Here is a 24866-nt window from a genome sequence, read left to right as displayed (position 1 = left end):
GTCTTGACGCTCTATGTTACTTGACGGCCGCCAGGCCCGGATCACCCTGCTTCTCGAAAGTCTGGACCTCCTTGTTGATGTAGGTCCCGTCATCGGCTTTCGTCACTTCGCGCAGATAGATGTTCTGCTTGATGTGACGGCTTTCCGGATCGATCGAAACCGGGCCGCGCGGGCTCGTCCAGGCAAGGCCCTTGACCGCATCGACGGCCTTCTCAGCATCTTGTTTGCCGCCCGTCGCCTCGATCATCTTGTAGATGACATGCATGCCGTCATAGGCGCTGACTGAGGGGAAGGAGAGTTCGGCCTTGTTGCCGATCGCTTTGGTCGCCGCCTCGACGAAAGCCTTGTTCTCGGGAGAATCGTGCGACACGGCGTAGTGGAAGGTCGTCTGGATGCCGAGTGCGGCATCGCCGAGCGCCGGCAGATCGGATTCCTGCGTGAGGTCACCCGGTGCGAAGAACTTGATGCCGGCAGCCTTCAGGCCATTGTCGTTGTAAGCCTTGACGAAGCCGAGCGTCGTCGGACCGGACGGCAGGAAGGCGAACACGCCCTCAGCGCCGGAATCCTTGATGCGCTGCATGATCGGGCTGAAATCGTTGGTCGCAAGCGGCATGCGGATTGCCTCGACCACCTGGCCGCCGGCCTTTTCGAAGCCGGCCTTGAAAGCGTTCTCGGCGTCGATGCCGGGGCCGTAATCGCTGACGACGGAAATCACCTTCTTGACGCCGGCGTCGAAGGCGACCTTGGCGATCGGCGTCGAGGTTTGCCAGGTGGTAAACGAGGTGCGGACGACGAGCGGGCTCTTGGTCACGATCGCCGAGGTGGCGGCGTTCATGATGACCATCGGCACATTGCCCTGCTTCAGGATCGGCGTCACCGCCATGGCATCGGGCGTGAAATAGAAGCCGGCAAGATACTGGACCTTTTCCTTGACGATCAGTTCCTGCGCCAGCGCCTTGGATTGAGCGGGATCGGCCTGCGGCACGTCGCGATAGACGATTTCCACTGTATCGCTGTCGACCGTGTTGCCGTTGACCGCCATATAGGCGTCGATACCGGCCTTGAAATTCTTGCCCTGGAGCGCGAACGGACCGGAGAACGGGCCGATGACGCCGACCTTGATGGTGTCGGCATAGGCCGTGCTGCTGAGCAGCACCGCCGCAACGGCGGCGAATACAAGCTTTTTCATGTTAGTTTCCTCCACTTTAAAATGCGGCCTTCATGGCTCGCCTCAGTCTCAGATCTTCATATCAGAACGGCAATCCGACGTAGTTTTCTGCGAGCGCCGTCGAGGCGGCGCGTGAATGCGTCAGATAGTCGAGTTCCGCCTCCTGGATTTTCTGATCGAAATCGCCGGTGTCGGGAAATCGATGCATCATCGTCGTCATCCACCAGGAAAACCGCACGGCTTTCCACACGCGGGCGAGCGCCTTTTGCGAGTAGGTGTCGATGCCGCCATCCGATTTCTCGCGGTAATGCTCGATCAGCCCCGAGAAAAGATAATGAACGTCGCTGGCGGCAAGGTTCAATCCCTTGGCGCCGGTCGGCGGGACGATATGGGCGGCGTCGCCGACCAGGAAAAGCCGGCCGAAACGCATCGGCTCAGTGACGAAGGAGCGCAGCGGCGCGATCGATTTCTCGAAGGACGGCGCGGTCGCCAGGGCCTCGGCGTGATGCACCGGCAGACGCCGTCTCAACTCGTCCCAGAAGCGATCGTCACTCCAGTCCTCGATCTTCTCGTCGAGCGCGCATTGGATGTAGTAGCGGCTGCGGGTCGCCGAGCGCATCGAACAGAGCGCAAAGCCCCTTGGATGGTTGGCGTAGATCAGTTCACGGCTGACAGGCGCCACATCGGCAAGCACCCCCAGCCAGCCGAAGGGATAGACCTTCTCGAAACTCCCGATCGCCCGTTCCGGGACGGCCTTGCGGCTGACGCCGTGAAACCCGTCGCAGCCGGCGATGAAGTCACAATCGATGCGCTTGGCAACACCGTCTCTCACATAGGTGACGAAGGGAGAATGGCCGTCGAAATCATGCGGCGCGACATCGACGGCATCGTAGATCGACAGGGAGCCGCTCGCTTCACGCCGCTCCATGAGATCGCGCGTCACCTCGGTCTGTCCATAAACCGTCACGCGTCTGCCGGCGGTCAATTCGTGGAGGTCGATGCGATGGTCGCGTCCGTCGAAGGCCAACGAGAAACCGTCATGCGGCAGGCCTTCGGCGTGCAGCCGTGTCCCGGCTTTTGCCTGATCCAGCAGCCCGACGGTGCCTTCCTCCAGAACGCCGGCACGAACCCGGCCGAGGATGTAATCCTTGTTCACACGATCGAGAATGACATTGTCGATGCCTGCTTCGGTCAGGAGCTGGCCGAGCAGCAGGCCGGATGGTCCCGAACCAATGATGGCGACCTGCGTTCGCAACTGCTTCCTCCCTGCATTTTTGCGTTTTGCCAGATTCTGCCGTTTCGTCCCTGCCGTAGCAATGGACATTCCGGCCGAAAAATTGCACTAATCGAACATTGGTGCGGGAGCAGCCCTATGAGCAGACATATCCCTACCTACGAACTCTACGGTGAGAATACCGGGCGAAAGCCCGATTTTTGGTTGCATTGCGAAACAATTCGCTCCCGCAGCAGCTTGCATCAATGGGAGATTCGCCCGCACCGTCACGAGAGTTTCTTTCAGATATTGTACATCGAAGGCGGTTCGGGCGATGCGATCTTCGGCGAAAACAGCCATGCCATCCGTCCGCCGGCAATCATCACTGTGCCGCCTGGGCTCAATCACGGCTTTCGTTTTTCACGCGATATCGACGGCTTGGTGATCACCCTGTTGAGATCCCATCTCAGCCATCCGCCCGGCGACCGAAGCCACCTCGGCGAATGGTTTGCTACGCCGCATCTGACGCCGCTCGATCCCGATAATGCCGAGGCAGCCTATGTCATGCAGACGTTGAAGCGGCTGGGCGACGAATTCGAAAACCGCCGCAGCGGCCGCAACGAGGCGTTGGCCGCCTATGTCGCCCTGGCACTGCGGCTGACGGCGAGGATTTCTCATGAAGGGAATACGGGCGAGCTTCCGCCCAACGAGAACGAGCGGCGAATGGAAATGCTGAGCGAGCTCATTCAGCAACATTTCCGATCACACAAGCCCGCGTCCTTCTACGCCAGAGAGCTTGGGGTTTCGCCGACTCATCTCACCCGTATCGTCCGGTCGATGACCGGCAACACTCCCCACGAACTGATCGCCGGCAAACTCGTCGAAGAGGCGAAACGCCAGCTGGTTTTTACGCTGGGCAGTGTTCAGGAGATCGGATTTCGGCTCGGCTTTGCCGACCCCGCCTATTTCTCGCGATTCTTCGTTAAATACACCGGAGAAACGCCGCGGGTCTGGCGCATGAAGGAGAAGGTTCGGCTTGAAGGTGTATAGGCCACCCGCAAGGGTTGTGGGCGCGCAACTGCCCTACCAGGCTTCGACGCCCTCTTCCGTGTTGCGGGCGCGTTCGCCGGCGCGGGTCTCGTATGCGCCTCGTTGCTCAGCTGACTTGACGACATCCTCTGAGCCATCGCGCTGGGCTTCGGGCGTCATGTAGAAGGCGAGCGCCTTTTCCAGCCGGGCGGCGGTAAGCGTGGCAGCGAAACTTTTCATGTCGTTTCCTCGGTCGACGGCCTTGAAGCTTGCCCGAGACACATAGCCTACGATGCGGTCTTCCAGGAACAGTGCGCCGATGGTTTTCACCAACTTTAGACTTTGCTTGACGATTGTTTCTGCCGGATGATCTCCGCCGACCAGTTCCGTGCGATTCCGTTTGGTTTTCGCTTCACGCCATCGGCCATGTCCAGTTTCGCACCTCCGGCATGTCCTCGCCATATTCACGGACATAGTCGTGATGCTCCGCAAGCTTGCCGCGGAAGGCGGCGAGCGCTTCGCCTGCTTTCTCCTTCAGGCAGGGTACACGCTCGATCGCTTCGATGGCGAGATGGAAACGGTCGAGTTCGTTGAGGACGGTCATGTCGAAGGGCGTCGTCGTCGTGCCTTCCTCGATGAAGCCGCGGACGTGGATGTTGCGGTGGTTGGTGCGTTTATAGGTCAGGCGGTGAATGAGATAGGGATAGCCGTGATAGGCGAAAATGACAGGCTTGTCGGCGGTGAAGATCGCGTCGAAGGCCTCGTCGGTCAGGCCGTGCGGATGCTGATCCGTGGATTGCAGTGCCAGGAGATCGACGACGTTGACGGTGCGGATCTTCAGCTCGGGAATGGCCTTGCGCAGAAGATCGACCGCAGCAAGCGTCTCCATGGTCGGCACGTCGCCGGCGCAGGCCATGACGAGATCGGGCAGAATGGTATCTTCCTCGTTGCTCGCCCAGTGCCAGATGCCGATGCCGGCCTCGCAATGTTTCACCGCCTCGTCCATCGATAGCCATTGCGGCTCCGGCTGCTTGCCCGCGACGATCACATTGATGCGGTCATAGGTGCGCAGGCAATGGTCGCCGACCCAAAGCAGGGTGTTGGCATCCGGCGGCAGGTAGATGCGGACGATATCGGCCTTCTTGTTGGCGACGAGGTCGACGAAGCCGGGATCCTGATGGCTGAAGCCGTTGTGGTCCTGACGCCAGACATGCGAGGTCAGCAGGTAATTCAGCGACGAGATCGGCTTTCTCCACTCGAGTTCCCGCGTCACCTTCAGCCATTTGGCGTGCTGGTTGAACATGGAATCGATGATGTGGATGAAGGCCTCGTAGCAGGAGAACAGGCCGTGGCGGCCAGTCAGCAAATAGCCTTCCAGCCAACCCTGGCAGAGATGTTCGCTCAGCACCTCCATGACACGTCCATCTCGGGACAAGTGGACGTCGTAGGGTTCGATATGCTCCATCCAGACACGGTCGGTGACTTCGAAGACGCTGCCGAGACGGTTCGATTCGGTCTCGTCGGGGCCGAAGATACGGAAGTTGGCGGCCTCCGCGTTGCGCTTCATCGTGTCGCGCAGGTAATGGCCGAGGATCTCGGTCGACTGCACCATGGTGCTGCCGCGCTTGCCGATATCGACCGCATAATCGCGGATATCGGGAACATCTAGCTCCCGGCGCAGCAAGCCGCCATTGGCATGCGGATTGGCGCCCATGCGGCGTTCGCCGACAGGGGCGAGCGCGCGCAGCTCGGGTTTCAGCCGGCCGTCGGGGTTAAACAGGTCTTCCGGGTCATAACCGCGCATCCAGTCCTCGAGGATCTTGCGATGACCTTCATTCTCGCGGCAATTGGAGACCGGCACCTGATGGGCGCGCCAGAAGCCTTCGACTTTCTTGCCGTCGACCTCCTTCGGGCCTGTCCAGCCCTTCGGGCTGCGCAGCAGGATCATTGGCCAGCGCGGGCAGCCGTCCGCGGCCTTGCCGTCCCGGGCTTGCGTCTGGATGTCGCGGATGCGGTCGAAGATCTGGTCCAGGGTTGCTGCCATCTGCTGATGCATGTCGCGCGGCTCATGGCCCTCGACGAAGAACGGCTCGTAGCCATAGCCTTCGAAGAGACGCCTGAGGTCATCATCACTGGTACGGCCGAGAATGGTCGGATTGGCGATTTTGTAGCCGTTCAGATGCAGGATCGGCAGCACGGCGCCATCGCGGGCGGGATTGAGGAATTTGTTGGAATGCCAACTCGCGGCTAGCGGCCCGGTTTCGGCCTCGCCATCGCCGACGACGCAGGCGACGATCAGGTCGGGATTGTCGAAGGCAGCGCCATAGGCATGGACGAGGGCGTAGCCGAGTTCGCCGCCCTCATGGATCGAGCCTGGCGTTTCGGGTGCCGCATGGCTCGGAATGCCGCCGGGGAAGGAGAATTGCCGAAAGAGTTTGCGCATGCCTTCGGCATCCTCGGAGATATCGGGATAGATCTCGCTGTAGATGCCTTCGAGATAGGTGTTGGCGACCATGCCCGGCCCGCCATGGCCGGGGCCGCACATATAGATGATGTCGAGATCGCGGGCGCGGATCAGGCGGTTCAGATGCGCATAGATGAAGTTGAGGCCGGGCGTCGTGCCCCAATGACCGAGCAGGCGGGGCTTGATATGCTCGGCCTTCAACGGCTCACGCAGCAGAGGATTGGCAAGCAGATAGATCTGGCCGACCGAGAGATAGTTGGCGGCTCGCCAGTAGCGGTCGATGAGTGTGAGTTCGGGATCGGTCAGGGCGGCGGTCGAGACATGCTTTTCCATGGGTTTCTCCCGTTCGAAAACGTCTTCAACGTCAATTCTACCGGCTGATGCCGGCAAGCTGTTGATCTGGATCAGCCACTGCCAAGAACGGTCAGCGCCTCCTCGGCGATGATCTGCTCCTCATCGGTGGCGATGACATGGGCGACGATGCGGCTTTCCCTGGTGCTGATCGTGAAATCATTGGCGGCATTGGCCTTTTCGTCCATCGCAAGGCCAAGCCAGGACAGCCGCTTTGCCACGCCGGCGCGGATCTCCGGCTGATGTTCGCCGATGCCGGCGGTGAAGACGATGGCGTCAAGGCCGTTCAGCGTCGCCGCCATGCGGCCGATTTCGCCGGCAATGCGCAGGGTGAAGAGGTCGATCGCCTGGCGCGCCTCCGACCGTCCGTCCTTCAACAGGTCGCGCGTATCGGCGCTGATGCCGGAGACGCCGAGCAGGCCGGAGCGGTGATAGAGCAGGTCTTCGATCTCCTCAAAGGACTGCTTCCTCTGACCGGCCAGATGCAGGATGACGCCGGGATCGAGCCAGCCCGGGCGCGTCGCCATCGGGATGCCGTCGAGCGTCGAAAAGCCCATGCTGCAATCGCGGCTGACGCCGTCATTCAGCGCACAGAGGCTGGCGCCGCTGCCGAGATGGGCGACCACCACCTTTCCGACGCGCGGCGCCTTGCGGCGAAGTTCTCCGGCGATGAATTTATAGGAGAGGCCGTGGAAACCGTAGCGCTTGATGCCCTCGTCATGCAGCGCGCGGGGAATGGCGAAGCGGCGAACGAGATCGTCCTGCGTGGCGTGAAAAGCCGTGTCGAAGGAGGCCGTCTGGGCAAGATGCGGTTTCAGATGCCGGAGGGCGCGGATGAAACGCAGCGCCTGCGGCTGGTGCAGGGGCGCAAGCGGGGTCAGCGCATCGACGGCATCGATTGCGGCGGCGTCGAGGCCGATCGCCCTGGTGAAGCGGTCGCCGCCATGGACGACACGGTGGCCGGCAGCACGCGTGGCGGTCATGTCGAAGTGATCGGCGAGACGCGCAAAAGTCTCATCGATGACGCCGTGCAGGTCTTCCGTCACCTCGGCCTTCAACGGCATCTCGACTACCTGCTGCCCTTTTGTCAGACCGAGCGAGAGAGGTTCGGCGCGGAAATCGATGACGCCCTTGCCGATGCGCTGCGCCTCGGCGCCATCTATCGCGAAGATGCCTATCTTGATCGTGGAGGAGCCGGCGTTGAAGGTCAGCAGGAGGTCGCTCGATGACATGTTTTCCAAGACTCCGTGCGGGCGTGACGATAGCCGAACTTAGTGCCGCGGCTTCTGACGGAAAGGTATTTATTCACCCACCCGTGGGTTTTGTCGCTGGGCTGGAAGCGCATCGTCGTTACCGTCGGCGAAAAGATCGGCAAGACGCATCTGACCTATGGTCAGGGCGCGGCGGCTGAAGTCGTGGCGATGGTCACCATCGCTTCGGCCGACCATCTCGGCCTGCCGGTCTCGACCACGCATGTGCTGTCACCAGGCGTTGCCGGCACCATGGCGGCCAACGGTTCCGGCCTGCAATGGTCGACCGTGCGCAACATGCTGATGGCCTGGGTGCTGACGCTGCCGGCCTCGATCGCTATCGCCTTCGTGCTGTTCGTGATCATGCGCCAGGTTTTTTAAAGCAAATTCCCGGCAAAGCGCGAAGCGGTTTTGCCGGGAATTGCGTCAAAACAAAAGGTAGAGCGTTCCGTCAGCCCGTCGAGGCCAATTTGGCATTGCGATCGCTGATGAAGATGCCCGCCTCGGCGGCGGGCATCGCCTTGCCGAAGAGATAACCCTGGCCGATATCGCAGCCGAGCTGCAGCAGGAAGGCGAGCTGGCCGTGCTCCTCGATGCCTTCGGCCGTCGTCTTGATGTTGAGGCTCCTGCCGAGGCCGAGCATGGCGCGGACGATCTTTTCCTGGCGCTCGTCGTCGCGATAGGTGGCGATGAAGCTTTTGTCGATCTTGATCTTGTCGAAACGATAGCGGGCGAGCTGAGCGAGGCTCGAATAACCCGTGCCGAAATCGTCGAGTGCGATCTGGATGCTGGCCGCGTGCAGTTCGTCGAGAATGGCGGCGGCGACGGCGGGATCCTGGATCAGCGCATTTTCGGTGATCTCCACTTCCAGGCGCTGCGGCGGCAGCCGGCTGGCCGAAAGGACCTTGAGAATACGCGACGTCAGCAATCTGTCTTCCATCTGCACCGGCGAGACGTTGAAGGACAACATCACATGCTCCGGCCAAGCGAGGGCGTCAGAGCAGGCCTGGGCAAGAAGATCCTCGAACAATGCGGTGATCATGCCGGTTTCCTCGGCAATATCGATGAAGACCGGCGGCGGAATGTTGGCGCCGTCGTCGCCGATCCAGCGTGCTAAGGCCTCGAAGCCGCAGAGCTGGCCGGTCTTCAGGTCGATCAGCGGCTGATAGAAGGGCTTGATCGCCTTGTTGGAGATTGCGGCGCGCAGCCTGGTTTCCAGCGCGGCGCGCTCCGTTACCTTGTCCTGCATCGAAGGTTCGAAGGCCAAATAATGGTTAGGCCCGCGTGATTTCGCCTCGTACATGGCGAGGTCGGCACGGTGGGCGGCATCTTCCAGCGGCTCGGCTCCTTCGGCCCAGCGGTCATAGCCGACGCTGGCGCCGACTTCGACGGCAAAGCCATCGATATGGATCGGCCGGGTGACGGCCTGGATCAGCAGCTTGGCAAAACGCTCCTCGCGCTGCGCCGTCAGGGCGAAGGCGACGATGATGAATTCGTCGCCGCCGAAGCGATAGACGCAGTCGGCATTGCCGAGCGCGCAGATGCGTCTGGCAACCTCGATCAACAAGATGTCGCCGCCCTTATGCCCGACGAGATCGTTGACCTTCTTGAAGCCGTCGAGGTCGACGCAGAAGATAGTGACGTTGCGGTCCCACTCCTCGATCTCGGCCTCGTCGTCCTTGATCGGCCGTGACAGGATCTTGCGCTCGAAGGCGTAGCGGTTCGGCAGCTTGGTCAGATGGTCGTGGGTCGCGGTCCAATCGGCTTTTGCCTGGGCGGCGGCGCGCAGTTCCATTTCCTTGCGCAGGTCGGCGATGCGCAGCACCGAATAGATGAAGCTCATGGCGCCGGCGATGCCGAGCGCCAGAACGAGCTTGTCGGCGCCGTACTCGCCGAAACCGGTCATGAAGGCGACCAGGCTGTCGTCGAGCTGCAGCAGCGTGCCGAGAAGCCAGAGGGTCACGCCAGACACCACGATCGACACGCACTGCCGCCCGGGCCTGCTTTGGAAAAACACCGGCATTATGCCTTCTCCATCTCCACCTTCGCGGAAATATCACGAAAGTCTGAAATGTTTGTTGAAACCAGAAGGCGAATTATGGGATGCGGCAGCCTGTCGCTGTGCCGCAGAGAGTCCCGACGGGGCTTGTGATGAACCAGGGCGTCGTTGTCAGCGCGATCCCTTCGTGGTCAGGAGACCGGCTGATGCGGGAAAAGAACGAAGGCGAGCGCGCTAGTGCATCGCTCGCCCTTTCTCGTGCTTCAGGCGGTGACGATCAGCAGCGGAACGCTGACGATGAGACCGACCAGAACCGTGACTGTGGCGACACGCATGAAACGCAGGCGTCGCGTGCGCTCGCCACTCCAATCATATGTCATTCTTCCATCTCCTTGGGACAAGGAAGTAGTCCCCGCAAAGCCGGGTTCAACAGAGATGACGCGATTTGCTTGTGCAAAGCTGGATAAGATCAGCAGTCTCTAATGCTGGAAGCGCAGAGACCAGCGCTGTGCGTTGCTGGTCATGCGGATGACGGAAAGCGGCTCGACGTCGCTCAGCCAGAAGGAGGAGAGCGGCGCCTGCAGCACATGCACGATCGATGCCCGGATGACGGCGGCATGGCTGATTGCAATGACGTGGCCGCCGAGGACGGTCTGGCCATCCATCCAGCCGGCGATGCGCGTGCGCAGATCAAGAAGGTTCTCGCCGCCATGCGGGGCCGCTTCCGGATCGCTCATCCAGCCCATGAGGTTCTCCGGCTCTTCTGTCCCGATCGCCGCGATCGACCTGCCGGCCCAGCGGCCATGGTCGCAGTCGCAAAGCGCCTGATCTATTTGGGCTTCGAGGCGGAGCGCGTCAGCAGTCTGACGGGCGCGCAAGGCGGGGCTCGTGGCAATACGGTCGGCGCGGGGCGGGGCGATCATCCTGCCGGCTTCCTCCACGGCCTTGCCCTCCAGCGGTTCGTCGAGCGGGAACAGGGCCTTGCGGCTTGCTGCCGTCGCGCCATGGCAGATCCAGGTGAGGCGCGTGTTCACGGTCGTTCTTGTCTCCCGGAATGCGGCGACAGCGTCCTTCGCCGGCTTGTGAAGTTTCGTTGACAGTCTCTTCGGCGTGCAGATATAACCGTGCTGTTGCGGGTTTGGAAGCCGGTGTAAGTCCGGCGCGGTCGCGCCACTGTGACCAGCGTGTCGAAAGCTCTTCGCGCTGGAAGTCAGACCCTACTGCACAAGCACTCTTTCGACTGAACGCGTCATTCCCGGAGGAATACATGTCTGACACCACTTTCGCGCCCGTTGCTGTACCGGCGCCGATCCCTGTAGGCGAGATCCTGCCCTGGGCGATCTTCGGCGGCCTGCTGATGCTCATCGTCCTCTATTTCGTCGGCACAGAAGAAGGCGCAATAGCGCTGTTCAACGGTATGTATGTGCATGAATTCGTGCATGACGGCCGCCATCTCCTCGGCTTTCCCTGCCACTAAGGGAGTTCCTGACATGGTTGGAAATCTTCTGCTTCGCGGCATGCTCGCGGGCCTGATTGCTGGCATTCTCGTTTTCGCTTTCGCCCACACCTTCGGCGAGCCGCTGGTGGATGCGGCGATCGCCCTCGAGGAGGCGAGCGCCCAGGCGGCCGGCGAAGCTGCCGAACCCGAAATCGTCAGCCGCGCCACGCAGGCCGGTCTCGGCCTTTTCACCGGCGTCATGGCCTACAGCGTCGCCGTCGGCGGGCTCTTCGCGCTCGCTTTCGCTTTCGTGCAAGGCCGCTTCAGCAGCCTTTCGCCGCGCGGCACCTCGGCCGTCATCGCCATTGCCGCCTTCGTGGCGGTCGTGCTTGTTCCCGGGATCAAGTATCCGGCCAACCCGCCGGCGGTCGGCAATCCCGATACGATCGGCGCCAGGACCGAGTTGTTCTTCCTGATGATCGTCGTGTCGCTTGCCGCACTCATTGCCGCGGTGGCGCTGTCGCGTCGTCTTTCCGAGCGCTTCGGTCCCTGGAACGGCGCGACCATCGCCGGCATCGCCTATCTCGTCTTCATCGGCGTCGTGCTCTACCTGCTGCCGCCGATTAACGAGGTGCCGGAGAAATTCTCGGCGATGGTGCTCTGGGGCTTCCGCACGACCTCGCTCGGCATGCATGCGATCCTCTGGGCAACGCTCGGCCTCGCCTTCGGGGCGCTGGCGGAAAAGCGGCTTGCCGTTAAGGGCGGGCAACGCGGTCGGCCGGCAGCAGTATTCCATTGAACGCATCGAAGGGCGCCGCTTTGCCGGCGCCCTGAACTTTTCGGGCGATTATGAAAAACGACAAAGCCAGACCACTGCTGCTGACGGCGTTTTCTGCCGCCGCCTTTTTTGTCGTTGCCGGAGGTGCTTTTGCCCATAGCCGCAGCGACGCCGGCAGCCATGCCGGGCTGGATATCCCAGAGATTTCACACGGCGAGATGGCTGTCATGTCTGACTATCGCGGCCGGATTATCGATCTGGCGTCACGCGCCGTCGATACGAACGAGCCGTTCCGGCGCGTGCTGAACTATGCCGAGATCCAGTATTCCTACTGTCTGTGGGGGCGGATGCCGGGCAGCGTGACGGATGAGGAAAGCCCGTTCAACGAATGCGCCCATGCCTATCTCGCCGCGACCAAGGCGGTCTTGCTTTCGATGCGCGAGATGCCGCGGGAGGCTGCTGCGGCGGGTGAAATCATTTCCGCGGTCGACGCCGACATGTTGCGGCGCGGTCTTGCGCTGATCAACTGCCGGTTCAGCGGCGAAGCCTTCAACACGGCCGATATCGTCAAGCCGCGCTGGAGCGGGATCCCATTCCATGCCGCCAGCATGGCATCGCTGACGGGGCTTGCCTCTTTGTTCGGCCTTGGCGTGTTTGCGCTTCGCCGTTTCTCGCGACCGAAAGCTCAGTCGTCGGAATAGCGCTGCTCGCGCCACGGATCGCCATACATGTGGTAGCCGTTCTTTTCCCAGAAGCCGGCCTGGTCGGCAGGCATCAGCTCGATGCGGCGCAGCCATTTGGCGCTTTTCCAGAAATAGAGATGCGGCACGACGAGGCGCATCGGTCCACCGTGCTCCGGTGTCAGCGGCAGGCCTTCCCAGGCGGTGGCGAGGATCGCATCCTCGGCGGCGAAATCGGAAAGCGGCAGGTTCGTGGTATAGCCGTCATAGCTCGTCAGCATGACGTAAGCTGCTTCCGGCTTCGGCATTGCGAGGTCAAGCAGATCGCGCGTCGAAACACCCTTCCATTTGTTGTCGTAGCGCGACCAGGTGGTGACGCAGTGGATATCGCTCACCCCCGTGCTCTGTTCGATCGCCTGGAAGTCGGCCCAGGTGAGGGTGCGCGTCGTTTCGACGAGGCCGCGCACCTCGAGCCGCCAGGTCTCGGTCGAGATGACAGGCTGCTGGCCGAGGTCGAGTACCGGCCAGTTCTTGACAAGGTGCTGGCCGGGCGGCAGGCGCTCGGCTTCGGGACGGCTGATACGGCCGGTCAGGAACTTGCCCTCTGCCGCCCAGCGGCGCTTGGATGTGGTGAGTTTGCTGTCGGCGGGCGTCTGGTCGTCGCTCATGGGCGGGCCTCCTTGCGGTGCAGCAATAGGACATCCGCCCCTGCCGGGTGTCAAGTTTCGGCGGCCCCTTGGAAATCCCTAATCACCCCTCTAAACTCGCTCCCTCGGGTATGCCTCGCTGGGGAGTGGAGGCAGAAAAGGGGAGGAGCCGGTTCTGTCTTCGAAATATCGTGCGATAGCGGCGTTGCTGGTGGTGCCGCTGATCATCTTCGCCTTCTTCACCTATGGGAGCGCGATTGCGACGCGCGCCTATATGGAGGAAGCCTCGGCGCAGGCGGGGACGGCGCTGCGCCTTGCCGTTTCGGCACTCAGCGGCCATCTCAACCGCTACGAGGCGCTGCCGGCGCTGATCGCCGATCATGACGACATCAAGGAACTGGTGAGCGCGCCTGACGATGCGGCGCTGCGCGATGCCGCCAATCTCTATCTCAAGGAGATCAACGGGCTGCTGAAATCCTCCGATATCTATGTGGTCAAGCCAGACGGAGAGACGATCGCGGCCAGCAATTACGATGGGCCTGCAAGCTTCGTCGGACAGAATTTCAGCTACAGGCCCTATTTCCAGGATGCAATCGAAGGCCGGCAGGCACGGTTTTACGCGCTCGGGACCACCTCGCTGAAGCGCGGCTATTATTTTGCCGCACCGATCCGAACCGGCGCGGATATTGGCGGCGTCATCGTCTTTAAGGTCGATATCGACATGATCGAATCCTCCTGGGGCGGCGGCGAATACAAGATTTTCGTCTCCGATCCGGAGGGTATCATCTTCATGTCCGGCAGCCCGGAATGGCTCTATGGTGCAATCCTGCCGCTGACGGCCGACCGTGTCGCCCGCACCGAAGCATCGCGGCGTTATGCCAATGCCAGGCTGGCGGCGCTGCCGGTGACGCGTCACCACTTCGAGCAGCATGAGCTGATGACGCTGGCCGGCGAGCGCGGTTCGAGCGAATTTCTGGTGCTCTCGCATTATATGCCTGCCGAGGACTGGACGGTGAACGTGCTGATGGAGACGAGTTCCATCCGTGCCCAGGCACGCACAGCGCTTGCGGCAGTCTTTCTCTTCCTCTGCATCGCCGGGCTCGCGGTCGCGGTTCTGCGCCAGAGGCGGGCGCGGCTTGCCGAGCGCATGCAGATGCAAGCCGAAGCCCGCAACGAGCTGGAGCGGCGCGTCGAGGAGCGCACAGCCGATCTTGCCCGCGTCAACAGCCGTATCGAAGAAGAAATCGCCGAACGGCGGCTGACCGAGCAACAGCTCCGACAGACTCAGGCCGATCTGATCCAGGCGGGCAAGCTTGCCGGGCTGGGGCAGATGTCGGCTGCCCTTTCGCACGAGTTCAACCAGCCGCTCGCCGCCGCCAAGACCTATACGGACAGCGCCTCCGTTCTCATCGACCGTGGGCGGACGGATGAGGCGCGGGACAATATCCGGCGTATCGGCGGGCTGATCGACCGTATGGCTGCGATCAGCCGACACCTGCGCAACTTCGCGCGCAAGCCGAACGAGAAGCTCGGTCCCGTTTCCCTCGACGAGGCGATGCGCGATACGCTCGAGATCATCGCCTGGCGGCTGAAGGCGGCGGATGCCGAACTGCTTCTCGCTCTCGGGCCTCGTCCGCCGGCGGTACGCGCCGGTTCGGTGCGCCTGCAGCAGGTGCTGGTGAATGTGATCTCGAATGCGGCCGATGCGGTGGAGGGGCTGGATGATCGACGCATCGAGGTTTCTGCCTTCGAGGAGGCCGGCAAGGTGGTGCTGACGGTGCGAGACCATGGACCGGGCGTGCCGGCGGCGATCGCCGAGCGCATCTTCGATCCCTTCTTCACGACGAAGGGCGTCGGCAAGGGGCTCGGCCTCGGGCTTTCGATCTCCTACAACATCATCAAGGATTTCGGCGGCAGCCTTACTGCTGCCAATCATCCCGAAGGGGGCGCGGTGTTCCGCATCGAGCTGCAATCGGCGGCAGGACTGATGCCGGAGGCAGCGGAATGAACGACGCGAAGATCTTGCTGGTTGACGACGAGGAGGAACTGCGCCGCTCGACGGCGCAGGCGCTGGAGCTCTCCGGCTTCAGTGTCGAGACCTATTCGAACGGCGACCACGTGCTGGAGCTGATCGGCTACAGCTTCCCCGGCGTCGTCGTCAGCGATATTCGCATGCCCGGCATCGACGGCATGACGCTGATGCAGAAGATCCGCGAGCTCGACCCGGAGGTGCCGGTCATTCTCGTCACCGGCCACGGCGACGTTCAGCTTGCGGTGAAGGCGATGCGCGAAGGCGCCTATGATTTCATCGAGAAGCCGTTCACGCCGGAGATGCTTGCCGGCGTCATCCGCCGGGCGATGGAGCGGCGCGGCCTCGTGCTCGAAAACCGGCTGCTGAAGGCGGTTGCCGGCAAGCGCGACGATATCGAGGCGCGGCTGCCGGGGCGCACGCAGGTGATGGTGGATCTGCGCTACCGCATCCGGGCGATCGGGGCGAGCGATGCCGATACGCTGATCGTCGGCGAGACCGGGGCCGGCAAGGAGGTGGTGGCGCGGGCACTCCACGACATCAGCGCCCGGGCGAGCCGGCCGTTCATCGCGATCAATTGCGCCGCACTGCCCGCAAACCTGATCGAGAGCGAGCTTTTCGGCCATGAGGCGGGTGCCTTTCCGGGCGCGGTAAGGCCGCGCTATGGAAAATTCGAACACGGGCGCGGCGGCACGATCCTGCTCGATGAGATCGGCTCCATGCCCTTCGACCTGCAGGCGAAGTTCCTGCGGGTGCTGCAGGAGCGGGTGATCTCCAGGCTCGGTTCGAACGAGGTGGTGGCGCTCGACGTGCGCTTCATTGCGACAAGCAAGGTCGATCTGGAGGCAGAGGTGGCGGCGGGGCGCTTCCGCGCCGACCTCTTCTATCGGCTGAACGTCGCGACGCTGCACGTGCCGTCGCTGTCGCAGCGGCGGGCGGATGTTCCATTGCTTTTCCTGCAGCTGGTGCGGGAGGCGGCGGCCCGCTACGGCCGCGACGAGATGACCGTGCCGCCAGACGTTATTTCCGACATTGCTCAGCGCGACTGGCCCGGCAATGTGCGTGAGCTGAGGAATGCCGCCGACCGTCTGGTCCTCGGTCTCGACAATGGCGGGCGGCAAGCCGAGGAGGCGACCGGGCTTGCGGAGCGCGTCGCCGAATTCGAACGCGGGGTCATCGCCAGTGCACTGGTGGCGCACGGCGGCAGCCTCAGGCCGGTCTATGAGTCGCTCGGCATTTCCCGGAAGACCCTCTACGAAAAGATGCAGAAATATGGTCTCGACAAGCGGATGCTGACCACCGAAAGCTAGCCGGGTGCTGGGGCGGCGCTGCAATTTTCGCGGTGCGATGGGTGGATTTCCACCCATCGCCAGAGCCGTTTGTTTCCAAATCGACCCATGCTGCATCGCACTGTCGTAAAATTGTCTTTCGAAAGCGACTGCAATGATTGCGGGTCGATTTTTCCAGGCGGCAAATAGGTTATCCGAACCGGCGCGGAGGATGTGTCGGCGGGTTCGCTTATTTCATCAGGGAGGAAACGATGAAAATTCTGAAGGCCATGCTCGGCCTGACCGCGGCTGCCGCGGTCTCTCTTCTCGCCGGCGCCGCTTCGGCGCAGACCTATCCCGAGCGCACCATCACCATGGTCGTTCCCTTTGCGGCCGGCGGCCCCACCGATACCGTCGCGCGCCTTGTCGCCGAATCCATGTCGAAGGATCTCGGCCAGCAGATCGTCGTCGAAAATGTCGGCGGGGCGGGCGGCACGCTCGGCGCTGGCCGTGTGGCGAATGCCGATCCCGACGGTTACACCATCCTGCTGCACCATATCGGCATGGCGACCAGCGCCACGCTCTATCGCAAGCTCGCCTATGACACGCTTGGCGCCTTCGACTATGTCGGCCTCGTCACCGAGGTGCCGATGACGATTGTCGCCCGCAAGGACATGGAGCCGGCCGACCTCAAGGGGCTGATCGATTATATCAAGGCCAACAAGGACAAGGTGACGGTCGCTAATGCGGGCATCGGTGCGGCATCGCATCTCTGCGGCATGATGTTCATGAGCGCCATCCAGACGCCGCTCACGACCGTTCCCTACAAGGGCACCGGCCCTGCCATGACCGATTTGCTCGGCGGTCAGGTCGACGTCATGTGCGACCAGACGACCAACACGACGAAGCAGATCCAGGGCGGCACGATCAAGGCCTATGCCGTGACCTCGCCCAAGCGCCTCGACGTGATGAAGGACATTCCGACGGCAGTCGAAGCCGGCCTGCCGGGTTTTGAAGTCGGCATCTGGCACGGCATCTACACGCCGAAGGGCACGCCGGCCGAGATCAACGAACGTCTGTCGAAGTCGCTGCAGGTGGCGCTGAAGGATCCGAATGTCGGCGCCCGCTTCGCCGAGCTCGGCACGGTGCCATCCTCCGACGCCGATGCGACGCCGGCTGCGTTGAAGGCCAAACTCGAAAGCGAGATTGCCCGCTGGAAAACGGTGATCGAGGCCGCTGGTGAATATGCCGACTGAGGGTTATCCTCGTCCAGGCATGCCGAGAGAGCCCCTCACCCTAACCCTCTCCCCGTGAACGGGGAGAGGGGACTTGCGTCACTAAAGCGGCGGCAAGGGGCGAATGGCTTGCAGCATTTTCCCTTCTCCCCGTATGCGAGGAGAAGGTGCCGGCAGGCGGATGAGGGCAATCGCAGCAGCAGTGCGTCACGAACCATCTCCCCAGGAGACACCATGAAATCCATCAGTTTCGATACCACCAATGCGATTTGCGGCGCGCTTTTCGTCGCGACCGGCGCTTTCTTCGCCATCCAGTCGCTGGGGCTCGACCTCGGCACGACGGTGCGCATGGGCCCTGGTTATTTCCCGCTGGTGCTTGCCGCCGTGCTCGTGCTTCTCGGCGCGATCATCTTCATTCAGGCGCTGCGGGTCGAGGGCGAGCCGATCGACCCGTTTGCCTGGCGCGGCATGCTCTTCATCCTGCCGGCGCCGGTATTCTTCGGGCTGACGGTGCGCGGTCTCGGATTTGCACCGTCACTGTTCCTCACCGCCTTCATCGCCTGCTTCGCATCGCAAAAGATGAACGTGTTCTTCGCGATCGTGCTGTCGCTGCTGCTGACGATCTTTTCGGTTGGGGTCTTCAGCTACGGGCTCGGCCTGCCGTTCGAGCGCTTCGGCCCCTGGGTCCGGTTCTAGGAGACGATGATGGATCTTTTCAGCAATCTCGCGCTCGGCTTTGCAACAGCCGGCACTCCGGAAAACCTGTTCTTCTGCCTGATCGGCGTGCTGCTCGGCACGCTAATTGGCGTGCTGCCCGGGATCGGCGCCACGGCGACGATCGCCATGCTCCTGCCGATCACCTTCCAGCTCGAACCAGTCTCCTCGCTGATCATGCTCGCCGGCATCTATTACGGCGCGCAGTACGGCGGCTCGACGACGGCGATCCTGATCAACATGCCGGGCGAATCCTCGTCCGCCGTGACCGCGATCGACGGCTACCAGATGGCCCGCAAGGGCAGGGCGGGGGCAGCGCTTGCGATCGCGGCACTCGGTTCGTTCTTTGCCGGCACGGTCTCGACCTTCCTCGTCGCGATCTTCGCACCGCCGCTGACTGCAATCGCGCTGCAATTCGGCTCGGCGGAATATTTCTCGCTGATGATCGTCGGCCTCGTCTCCTCGATCGCGCTCGCGCATGGCTCGGTCGTCAAGGCGCTGGCCATGGTGGCGCTCGGGCTGCTGCTCGGCCTCGTCGGCACCGACATCTACACCGGCACGCCACGTTTCACGCTCGGCATCCGTGAATATGCGGACGGGCTGAACTTCGTGGCGCTTGCCGTGGGCGTGTTCGGCGTGGCCGAAATCCTGCGCAATCTCGAGGGCGAGTCGACACGCACGGTGCTGATGGCCAAGGTCACCGGTCTTTTGCCGTCCCGCCAGGAATTCAAGGAGATGATCGCGCCGGTCATTCGCGGTACGGCAATCGGTTCGGCGCTTGGCATCCTGCCGGGTGGTGGCGCCATTCTCGCGGCCTTCGCCTCCTATACGGTGGAAAAGCGGATGTCGAAAACGCCGGAGGAATTCGGCAAGGGTGCGATCGCCGGCGTTGCGGGACCGGAATCGGCGAACAATGCCGGCGCGCAAACCTCGTTCATTCCGCTCTTGACGCTTGGCATTCCGGCCAATCCCGTCATGGCGCTGATGGTGGGGGCGATGATCATCCAAGGCATCGTACCCGGTCCGAACGTCGCCACCGAGCAGCCGGCGCTGTTCTGGGGCATCATCGCCTCGATGTGGATCGGCAACCTGATGCTGGTCATCCTTAACCTGCCTCTGATCGGGCTCTGGGTGAAGCTCTTGACCGTGCCTTACTACGTGCTCTTCCCCATCATCATGGCCTTCTGCTCGATCGGGGTCTACAGCGTCAACGCCAACGTCTACGATCTCTACGCCGTCGCCTTCTTCGGGCTCATCGGCTATGTGCTGGCGAAGCTTCGCTGTGAGCCGGCGCCGCTTCTGCTAGGCTTCGTGCTCGGGCCATTGCTCGAGGAGAACCTCCGGCGCGCCATGATCCTGTCGCGCGGCGATCCGACCACCTTCGTTACGCGGCCAATCAGCGCCATTCTTCTGGCCATTGCGGTCGCCGTGCTGATTGTCGTCTTCCTGCCGAGTGTCAAGAAGAAGCGCGAGGAGGTGTTCGTCGAGGAGGCCTGAAGGGTTGAACTTGTGGGCCGTTTGATGAACAACGGATGATCTGACGCGGGCGCCGGTTGGGCGCCCGTTCGCTTGACAGGATATCCAGGCCCATGAGCATTGCCCGATGAGTATCCCCGCCCGGATCAAGGAAGATTTGCTTTTTCTCACCTCCTTGCGCCGCGACTTGCACGCCCATCCCGAACTCGGTTTCGAGGAGGAGCGTACCGCCGGCATCGTCGCGAGGCTTCTCGAAGAAGCTGGCCTCACGGTGCATCGCGGACTCGGCGGTACCGGCGTGGTTGGCACGCTGCAGCTCGGCAACGGCACGCGCAGGATCGGGCTGCGCGCCGACATGGATGCGCTTGCCATGCCTGAGATGGCGGAGCGGCCTTATAAATCGACGGCGCCTGGCAAGATGCATGCCTGCGGCCATGACGGTCATACGACGATGCTCCTCGGCGCTGCCCGGCATCTTGCGGCGACGCGGAATTTTTCCGGCACGGTGCATTTCATCTTCCAGCCGGCCGAAGAAGGGCGAGGCGGAGCAAGGCGCATGGTGGAGGAGGGGCTGTTCACGCTTTTTCCCTGCGATGCCGTCTACGGGCTGCACAACATGCCTGGGCTTGCGGTCGATGAGATCGCCGTGGTCGAGGGACCGCAGCTTGCCTCCTCCGATAGCTGGCGCATGACCTTCCGTGGGACCGGCACGCACGGCGCCAAGCCGCATCTCGGCCGCGATCCGATCACGGCGGCCGGAACCTTCCTATCATCGCTGCAGACGATCGTCGGGCGGGTGGTCGATCCGCTGCAACCGGCCGTCGTCAGCGCCTGTTTCCTGCAGGCGGGCGACTCGAAGGCGCTGAACGTCATTCCTGATATCGTCGAGATCGGTGGGACTGCGCGGGCCTATTCGCCCGATGTGCGCGACCAGTTGGAGACCGAGATCGGACGATTGGCGCATGGCACTGCGGCCATGTACGGCATTGCTGTGGACTATGTATTCGAGCGGCGGATTCCGCCTGTCATCAACGATGCGGATGCGACCGCACGGGCGCTCACGGCCGCCGGCTCGGTCTTCGGCGGGAAGGTGCAGACAAGTTTTCCGCCGTCGACGGCAGGCGACGATTTCGCCTTCTTCGCCCAGAACGCGCCGGGCTGCTATGTCTGGCTCGGCAACGGTCCGGCGCTGGATGGGGCGCTGCATCACAACACGGCCTATGATTTCAACGATGAAGCGCTGGGATATGGGGCGGCCTATTGGGTGGCATTGGTCGAGCGAGAATTGAAGGTTTGATTATCTGCTGCAGCGACGTCGTCAATGTCCATCAGTCGATCGGCGATTCCTCAACCCGGGCCGTCCCGCGCGTGGCATGGATGAAGGCGAGCACGAAGCCGATCGCCAGCACAAGCACGATGGTCGGCGCCGGCGCGCTGTCGATGAAGAAGGACAGGTAGACGCCGATAAAAGAGCCGATCACCGCAATGGCGACGGAGAGGAGCAGCATCGTGCTGAACTTGCGGGTGAGCAGGAAGGCGATGGCTCCCGGCGCAATCAGCATGGCGATCGAAAGGATGATGCCCACCGCCTGCAAGGCACCGACGATCGTCAGCGAGATGAGGGCGAGAAGGCCGTAATGCAGCAGGTTGATCCTAAGGCCCACCGCTCTCGCCTGGGCGGGGTCGAAAGCGTGCAGCAGGAAGTCCTTCCACTTCACACCAAGAATGACAGCCGTGATCGCAGCGATGACGGCCGACTGCCCGATGTCGCGCCAGGAGACACCGAGCATGTCGCCGAACAGGATGTGATCGAGATGCACGTCGGACTGGATCTTGACATAAAGGACCAGGCCGAGCCCGAACATGCCGGAGAAAACAATGCCCATCACCGTATCCTGTTTGATACGGCTGTTATCTTTCAGGAAACCGGTGGCGATAGCGCAAAACATGCCGGCCACGAAGGCGCCGACCGCAAACGGTATGCCGACGATATAGGCGATGACCACGCCGGGAAAGACGGCGTGGCTGATGGCGTCTCCCATCAGAGACCAGCCTTTCAGAACCAGGAAGCAGGACAACAGCGCCATCGGGATTGCGACCAGCACCGAGATCACCAGCGCATTGACCATGAAGCCGAACTGGAAAGGCGAAAGAAGCGTCTCGACCATGTTCATGGCGCTGCCTCCAGCGCCTGCGCGGCGCGTCTGCGCGCCGCCAGCATGCCGTGTTTGGGTGCGAAGAAGAACGCGACCAGGAAGATTGCCGTCTGCAGCACCACGATGATGCCGCCTGTCGCGCCATCGAGGAAGTAACTCGTATAAGCGCCGACGAAACTGGTCATCGATCCGATGATGACGGCGATCACCAGCAGCCGCGGGAAGCGGTCGGTCAGCAGATAGGCGGTCGCGCCAGGCGTCACCACCATGCAGATGACTAGGAATGCACCGACTGTCTGAAGCGCCGCGACGGTGGAGGCGGACAGCAGCGTGAAGAAAATGACCTTGAGAGCGGTCGGATTGAGACCGATCGATCGGGCATGGCTCTCGTCGAAGAAAGTGACCATCAGGTCCTTCCATTTGACGAGCAGGACAGCGAGTGACACGAAGCCGATGATGGCGAGTTGCAGCGTATCCTCGGGCGTGATGGCGAGAATGTTGCCGAGCACGATCGTCTGGATGTTGACCGCCATCGGCTGGAGCGAAACCATGAACAGGCCCAGCCCGAAGAAAGAGGAGAAGATCAGGCCGATGATGGCATCTTCCTTCAGCTTGGTACGCTGGTTGAGGAAAAGCATCGCTGCGGCAGCGAGCCCTCCGGAAAAGAAGGCTCCGATCGAAAAGGGAAGTCCGAGCATATAGGCGCCGGCAACGCCGGGAACGATCGCGTGCGAGAGCGCGTCGCCGATCAGCGACCAGCCTTTCAGCATCAGATAACAGGAGAGGAAAGCGCAGACGCCGCCGACAAGGGCAGACACCCACATGGCATTGAGCATGTATTCATAGGTGAAGGGCTGCAGGAGGTCGGCTATCATTCCCGCCCCCCATTGCCACTATCGGGGCCCCGGGCAGTCGCTTTGCCACCCTGCAGAATCAAAGGGCGCTCATCATCGGTTATGACGCCGATCGACGTTGCCCTGCCGTTCTGCGCTCCGCTCAACACGAAATGACGCAGCACGCCGCCAAAGGTCTTTTCCAGATTTTCCTGCGTAAAAGTCTCGACGGTCGGGCCGTAGGCGAGCACCGTGCCCTTGATCAGGATGGTCCGGTCGCAGAATTCCGGCACGGAGCCGAGATTGTGGGTGGAGACCAGCATGACGCGGCCTTCATCCCGCAGTTCGCGCAGGAGCTTGATGATCTGGTCCTCGGTCTTTACGTCGACGCCGGTAAAGGGTTCATCGAGCAGAATGACCCGGCCGTCCTGCGCCAGTGCTCGCGCCAAAAAGACCCGCTTCCTCTGACCGCCGGAAAGTTCGCCGATCTGGCGCTTGCGGAACTCGCTCATGGCGACGCGGGCGAGCGCGGCCGCCACTGCCTCATGGTCCGCTGCCTTCGGGATGCGCATCATGCCCATGTGGCCGTAGCGGCCCATCATTACGACATCCTCGACCAGCACCGGGAAATTCCAGTCGACTTCTTCCGATTGCGGCACATAAGCGACAAGGTTCTTGCGCAACGCCTCTTCGACCGGCATGCCAAGCACGCGAATGTGGCCCCTGGCGAGACGCACGAAACCCATGATCGACTTGAAGAGTGTCGACTTGCCGGAACCGTTGACACCGACCAGCGCGGCGATCGTGCCCGTGGGGATCTGGAAACTCGCGTCCCTCAGGGCCGTATGTCCGTTGCGGTAAGTGACGGTCGCATCCTTTACCGTGATCCCCGATCCCGCATCCGAGGATGCGGGACGGACATGGTTACCAAGCAGCACGGTCATTGCGACAACCCATCGGCAAGACCCTTCGCGACGGTATCGGAGGTCACGCGCAGAAGATCGATATAGGTTGGCACGGGGCCGTCGGCTTCGCTCAGCGAGTCGACATAGAGGACGCCGCCATAATGCGCGCCGGTTTCGCGCGCCACCTGCCGGGCCGGTTTGTCGGAAACGGTGCTCTCGCTGAAGACGGTTGGAATCTGGTGTTCCTTCACCGCATCGATCACCTTGCGGACCTGCTGGGGCGTGCCCTGCTGGTCGGCGTTGATCGGCCAGAGATAGAGTTCCTTCAGCCCGAAATCGCGTGCGAGATAGGAAAAGGCGCCCTCGCTGGAAACCAGCCAGCGCTTGTCCTCGGGAATTTTTTCGAGGGTGGCGCGGATCGGAGTGATCGTCGCTTCGATCTTCTGCTTGTAGGCCTCGGCGTTAGCCTTGTAGGTCTCCGCATTCGCCGGATCATACTTGGCGAAAGCATCACGGATATTGTCGACGTAGATCAGGGCGTTCTTCGGCGACATCCAGGCGTGGGGATTGGGCTTGCCTTCGTAGGGGCCTTCCGAGATGCCCATCGGTTCGATGCCATCGGAGACGACGGCACCGGGGACGTCGTGCAGGTTCTGGAAGAACTTTTCGAACCAGCGTTCCAGATTGAGCCCGTTCCAGAGAATGAGCTGTGCGCCTTGTGCTCGCTGGATGTCACCCGGCGTCGGCGCATAGTTGTGGATCTCCGCGCCCGGCTTGGTGATCGATTCCACGATCGCGGCATCACCGGCCACGTTTTTTGCCAGGTCGGCAACTACCGTGAAGGTCGTCACCACCTTGAACTTCGAATTGGTTGTCTGTTGGGCAGCGGCGGGAAAGGCAACCAGCACGGCTGCGAATGCCACCCCTATCAGTCCGGCCAAAACCGACCGTCTTTCCTCATAGAGCATATGTTTCTCCTCTTGCTGCTATTGCGACCGAATTGCAAAAGCTGCGGAAAGCCGACCAAGTTGCGATTCAGAATGATTTGCAAAAAATGCTTGACGACCCTTGCTTTCACTATTGTGCAATTAAGAATGAATTGCAACAATGATCCGAACGGGAGGCCGAAAAATGATCATAGGAGGCCCGACGGGCTGGCTGCGGTCACCCTCATCGAACAACGCATACCGGGATATGCTTCGATCGGTTAGGCGTTTGAGGAGCACACTGCGC

General features: G+C 62.0%; 22 protein-coding genes, 1 pseudogene and 1 riboswitch. Of the genes and pseudogenes, 11 read left to right on the top strand and 12 right to left on the bottom strand.

Annotated features, from left to right (window positions below):
- Positions 1 to 16 precede the first annotated feature (16 nt).
- Positions 17 to 1189: an ABC transporter substrate-binding protein gene (locus BA011_RS15785; protein ID WP_065281154.1), complete on the bottom strand. Its 1173-nt coding sequence runs from the start codon at positions 1187 to 1189 to the stop codon at positions 17 to 19.
- Positions 1190 to 1250: 61 nt separating this feature from the next.
- Entirely contained in the window at positions 1251 to 2423 is a 1173-nt protein-coding gene (gene pobA / locus BA011_RS15780; protein WP_065281153.1) for a 4-hydroxybenzoate 3-monooxygenase, read from the bottom strand.
- A 117-nt stretch (positions 2424 to 2540) separates the two neighbouring features.
- On the opposite strand from pobA, the gene BA011_RS15775 reads away from it, so the two are divergent.
- On the top strand, positions 2541 to 3431 hold the full coding sequence (locus BA011_RS15775) for a helix-turn-helix domain-containing protein (protein ID WP_065281152.1): 891 nt from the start codon (positions 2541 to 2543) through the stop codon (positions 3429 to 3431).
- Positions 3432 to 3464: 33 nt separating this feature from the next.
- Here BA011_RS15775 and BA011_RS15770 read toward each other — a convergent pair whose 3' ends face one another.
- From BA011_RS15770 to BA011_RS15760, 3 genes are all read right to left on the bottom strand, one after another.
- A complete protein-coding gene (locus BA011_RS15770) occupies positions 3465 to 3743 on the bottom strand; it encodes a hypothetical protein (protein ID WP_065281151.1) in 279 nt (92 codons plus the stop codon).
- Between the two features lie 79 nt (positions 3744 to 3822).
- Positions 3823 to 6207, bottom strand: a complete 2385-nt coding sequence (locus BA011_RS15765; protein ID WP_065281150.1) for a phosphoketolase — start codon at positions 6205 to 6207, stop codon at positions 3823 to 3825.
- 71 nt (positions 6208 to 6278) lie between these two features.
- Positions 6279 to 7457: an acetate/propionate family kinase gene (locus BA011_RS15760; RefSeq protein ID WP_065281149.1), complete on the bottom strand. Its 1179-nt coding sequence runs from the start codon at positions 7455 to 7457 to the stop codon at positions 6279 to 6281.
- A 96-nt stretch (positions 7458 to 7553) separates the two neighbouring features.
- Between BA011_RS15760 and BA011_RS15755 the strand changes: the two are divergent.
- Positions 7554 to 7856 (top strand): annotated as a pseudogene (locus BA011_RS15755) (inorganic phosphate transporter); the annotation flags it as partial.
- Positions 7857 to 7926: 70 nt separating this feature from the next.
- Here BA011_RS15755 and BA011_RS15750 read toward each other — a convergent pair.
- Both BA011_RS15750 and BA011_RS15745 read right to left on the bottom strand, forming a co-directional pair.
- A complete protein-coding gene (locus BA011_RS15750; RefSeq protein ID WP_065281147.1) occupies positions 7927 to 9498 on the bottom strand; it encodes a putative bifunctional diguanylate cyclase/phosphodiesterase in 1572 nt (523 codons plus the stop codon).
- Between the two features lie 455 nt (positions 9499 to 9953).
- Entirely contained in the window at positions 9954 to 10508 is a 555-nt protein-coding gene (locus BA011_RS15745; RefSeq protein WP_065281146.1) for a histidine phosphatase family protein, read from the bottom strand.
- 106 nt (positions 10509 to 10614) lie between these two features.
- Positions 10615 to 10690, top strand: a riboswitch (cobalamin riboswitch).
- 51 nt (positions 10691 to 10741) lie between these two features.
- Here BA011_RS15745 and BA011_RS15740 point away from each other — a divergent pair.
- From BA011_RS15740 to BA011_RS15730, 3 genes are read left to right on the top strand one after another with little or no spacing between them, the layout of a single operon-like run.
- Positions 10742 to 10951, top strand: a complete 210-nt coding sequence (locus BA011_RS15740) for a CbtB domain-containing protein (protein ID WP_020051492.1) — start codon at positions 10742 to 10744, stop codon at positions 10949 to 10951.
- 13 nt (positions 10952 to 10964) lie between these two features.
- Complete coding sequence (locus tag BA011_RS15735) at positions 10965 to 11711, top strand: CbtA family protein (protein ID WP_065281145.1); 747 nt, start codon at positions 10965 to 10967, stop codon at positions 11709 to 11711.
- Positions 11712 to 11761: 50 nt separating this feature from the next.
- A complete protein-coding gene (locus BA011_RS15730; protein WP_065281144.1) occupies positions 11762 to 12391 on the top strand; it encodes a hypothetical protein in 630 nt (209 codons plus the stop codon).
- Here the strand turns inward: BA011_RS15730 and BA011_RS15725 are convergent.
- Complete coding sequence (locus BA011_RS15725) at positions 12376 to 13038, bottom strand: sulfite oxidase-like oxidoreductase (protein ID WP_065281143.1); 663 nt, start codon at positions 13036 to 13038, stop codon at positions 12376 to 12378. The two genes, BA011_RS15730 and BA011_RS15725, sit on opposite strands and share 16 nt — an antisense overlap.
- A 187-nt stretch (positions 13039 to 13225) precedes the next feature.
- On the opposite strand from BA011_RS15725, the gene BA011_RS15720 reads away from it, so the two are divergent.
- From BA011_RS15720 to BA011_RS15695, 6 genes are all read left to right on the top strand, one after another.
- Positions 13226 to 15025, top strand: a complete 1800-nt coding sequence (locus BA011_RS15720) for a sensor histidine kinase (protein WP_420493431.1) — start codon at positions 13226 to 13228, stop codon at positions 15023 to 15025.
- Entirely contained in the window at positions 15022 to 16356 is a 1335-nt protein-coding gene (locus BA011_RS15715) for a sigma-54-dependent transcriptional regulator (protein ID WP_065281141.1), read from the top strand. The genes BA011_RS15720 and BA011_RS15715 overlap by 4 nt, the downstream gene beginning before the upstream one ends.
- A 230-nt stretch (positions 16357 to 16586) precedes the next feature.
- Positions 16587 to 17570 (top strand): tripartite tricarboxylate transporter substrate-binding protein, encoded by a 984-nt coding sequence (locus tag BA011_RS15710; protein ID WP_065281140.1) that lies wholly within the window; start codon positions 16587 to 16589, stop codon positions 17568 to 17570.
- Between the two features lie 213 nt (positions 17571 to 17783).
- Positions 17784 to 18245, top strand: coding sequence for a tripartite tricarboxylate transporter TctB family protein (locus BA011_RS15705; RefSeq protein WP_020051485.1), 462 nt, complete (start codon positions 17784 to 17786; stop codon positions 18243 to 18245).
- A gap of 9 nt (positions 18246 to 18254) precedes the next feature.
- Positions 18255 to 19760 carry a tripartite tricarboxylate transporter permease gene (locus tag BA011_RS15700; RefSeq protein ID WP_065281139.1) on the top strand — a complete coding sequence of 502 codons (1506 nt, stop codon included), beginning with the start codon at positions 18255 to 18257 and terminating at the stop codon, positions 19758 to 19760.
- A gap of 106 nt (positions 19761 to 19866) precedes the next feature.
- Positions 19867 to 21036 carry a M20 aminoacylase family protein gene (locus BA011_RS15695; protein WP_065281138.1) on the top strand — a complete coding sequence of 390 codons (1170 nt, stop codon included), beginning with the start codon at positions 19867 to 19869 and terminating at the stop codon, positions 21034 to 21036.
- Between the two features lie 31 nt (positions 21037 to 21067).
- Here BA011_RS15695 and BA011_RS15690 read toward each other — a convergent pair whose 3' ends face one another.
- The 4 genes from BA011_RS15690 to BA011_RS15675 are packed head-to-tail and all read right to left on the bottom strand — an operon-like array spanning position 21068 to position 24601.
- Positions 21068 to 21913, bottom strand: coding sequence for a metal ABC transporter permease (locus tag BA011_RS15690; RefSeq protein WP_065281137.1), 846 nt, complete (start codon positions 21911 to 21913; stop codon positions 21068 to 21070).
- The gene (sitC, locus tag BA011_RS15685; RefSeq protein WP_065281136.1) at positions 21910 to 22770 is read right to left on the bottom strand and encodes an iron/manganese ABC transporter permease subunit SitC; all 861 of its coding nucleotides are present in this window, start codon (positions 22768 to 22770) and stop codon (positions 21910 to 21912) included. Before sitC ends, BA011_RS15690 begins: the two co-directional genes overlap by 4 nt.
- Positions 22767 to 23672, bottom strand: coding sequence for a manganese/iron ABC transporter ATP-binding protein (locus tag BA011_RS15680; RefSeq protein ID WP_065281135.1), 906 nt, complete (start codon positions 23670 to 23672; stop codon positions 22767 to 22769). The genes sitC and BA011_RS15680 overlap by 4 nt, the downstream gene beginning before the upstream one ends.
- Positions 23669 to 24601, bottom strand: coding sequence for a metal ABC transporter substrate-binding protein (locus BA011_RS15675; RefSeq protein WP_065281134.1), 933 nt, complete (start codon positions 24599 to 24601; stop codon positions 23669 to 23671). The genes BA011_RS15680 and BA011_RS15675 overlap by 4 nt, the downstream gene beginning before the upstream one ends.
- Positions 24602 to 24866 lie beyond the last annotated feature (265 nt).

The organism is Rhizobium leguminosarum, assembly GCF_001679785.1.
Lineage (GTDB): Bacteria > Pseudomonadota > Alphaproteobacteria > Rhizobiales > Rhizobiaceae > Rhizobium > Rhizobium leguminosarum_R.
The sequence above is the reverse complement of the archived record's forward strand: the minus strand, read 5'-3'. Positions and strand labels throughout refer to the sequence as shown.

Bases quoted from the DNA above. Each gene is read 5' to 3' on its own strand.
- BA011_RS15710 (WP_065281140.1), top strand. From the start codon at position 16,587: ATGAAAATTCTGAAGGCCATGCTCGGCCTGACCGCGGCTGCCGCGGTC.
- BA011_RS15715 (WP_065281141.1), top strand. From the start codon at position 15,022: ATGAACGACGCGAAGATCTTGCTGGTTGACGACGAGGAGGAACTGCGC.
- BA011_RS15765 (WP_065281150.1), bottom strand. From the start codon at position 6,207: ATGGAAAAGCATGTCTCGACCGCCGCCCTGACCGATCCCGAACTCACA.
- BA011_RS15700 (WP_065281139.1), top strand. From the start codon at position 18,255: ATGGATCTTTTCAGCAATCTCGCGCTCGGCTTTGCAACAGCCGGCACT.
- BA011_RS15750 (WP_065281147.1), bottom strand. From the start codon at position 9,498: ATGCCGGTGTTTTTCCAAAGCAGGCCCGGGCGGCAGTGCGTGTCGATC.
- BA011_RS15785 (WP_065281154.1), bottom strand. From the start codon at position 1,189: ATGAAAAAGCTTGTATTCGCCGCCGTTGCGGCGGTGCTGCTCAGCAGC.
- BA011_RS15730 (WP_065281144.1), top strand. From the start codon at position 11,762: ATGAAAAACGACAAAGCCAGACCACTGCTGCTGACGGCGTTTTCTGCC.
- BA011_RS15760 (WP_065281149.1), bottom strand. From the start codon at position 7,457: ATGTCATCGAGCGACCTCCTGCTGACCTTCAACGCCGGCTCCTCCACG.
- BA011_RS15695 (WP_065281138.1), top strand. From the start codon at position 19,867: ATGAGTATCCCCGCCCGGATCAAGGAAGATTTGCTTTTTCTCACCTCC.
- BA011_RS15680 (WP_065281135.1), bottom strand. From the start codon at position 23,672: ATGACCGTGCTGCTTGGTAACCATGTCCGTCCCGCATCCTCGGATGCG.
- BA011_RS15690 (WP_065281137.1), bottom strand. From the start codon at position 21,913: ATGAACATGGTCGAGACGCTTCTTTCGCCTTTCCAGTTCGGCTTCATG.
- BA011_RS15740 (WP_020051492.1), top strand. From the start codon at position 10,742: ATGTCTGACACCACTTTCGCGCCCGTTGCTGTACCGGCGCCGATCCCT.
- BA011_RS15775 (WP_065281152.1), top strand. From the start codon at position 2,541: ATGAGCAGACATATCCCTACCTACGAACTCTACGGTGAGAATACCGGG.
- BA011_RS15735 (WP_065281145.1), top strand. From the start codon at position 10,965: ATGGTTGGAAATCTTCTGCTTCGCGGCATGCTCGCGGGCCTGATTGCT.
- BA011_RS15705 (WP_020051485.1), top strand. From the start codon at position 17,784: ATGAAATCCATCAGTTTCGATACCACCAATGCGATTTGCGGCGCGCTT.
- BA011_RS15675 (WP_065281134.1), bottom strand. From the start codon at position 24,601: ATGCTCTATGAGGAAAGACGGTCGGTTTTGGCCGGACTGATAGGGGTG.
- BA011_RS15725 (WP_065281143.1), bottom strand. From the start codon at position 13,038: ATGAGCGACGACCAGACGCCCGCCGACAGCAAACTCACCACATCCAAG.
- sitC (WP_065281136.1), bottom strand. From the start codon at position 22,770: ATGATAGCCGACCTCCTGCAGCCCTTCACCTATGAATACATGCTCAAT.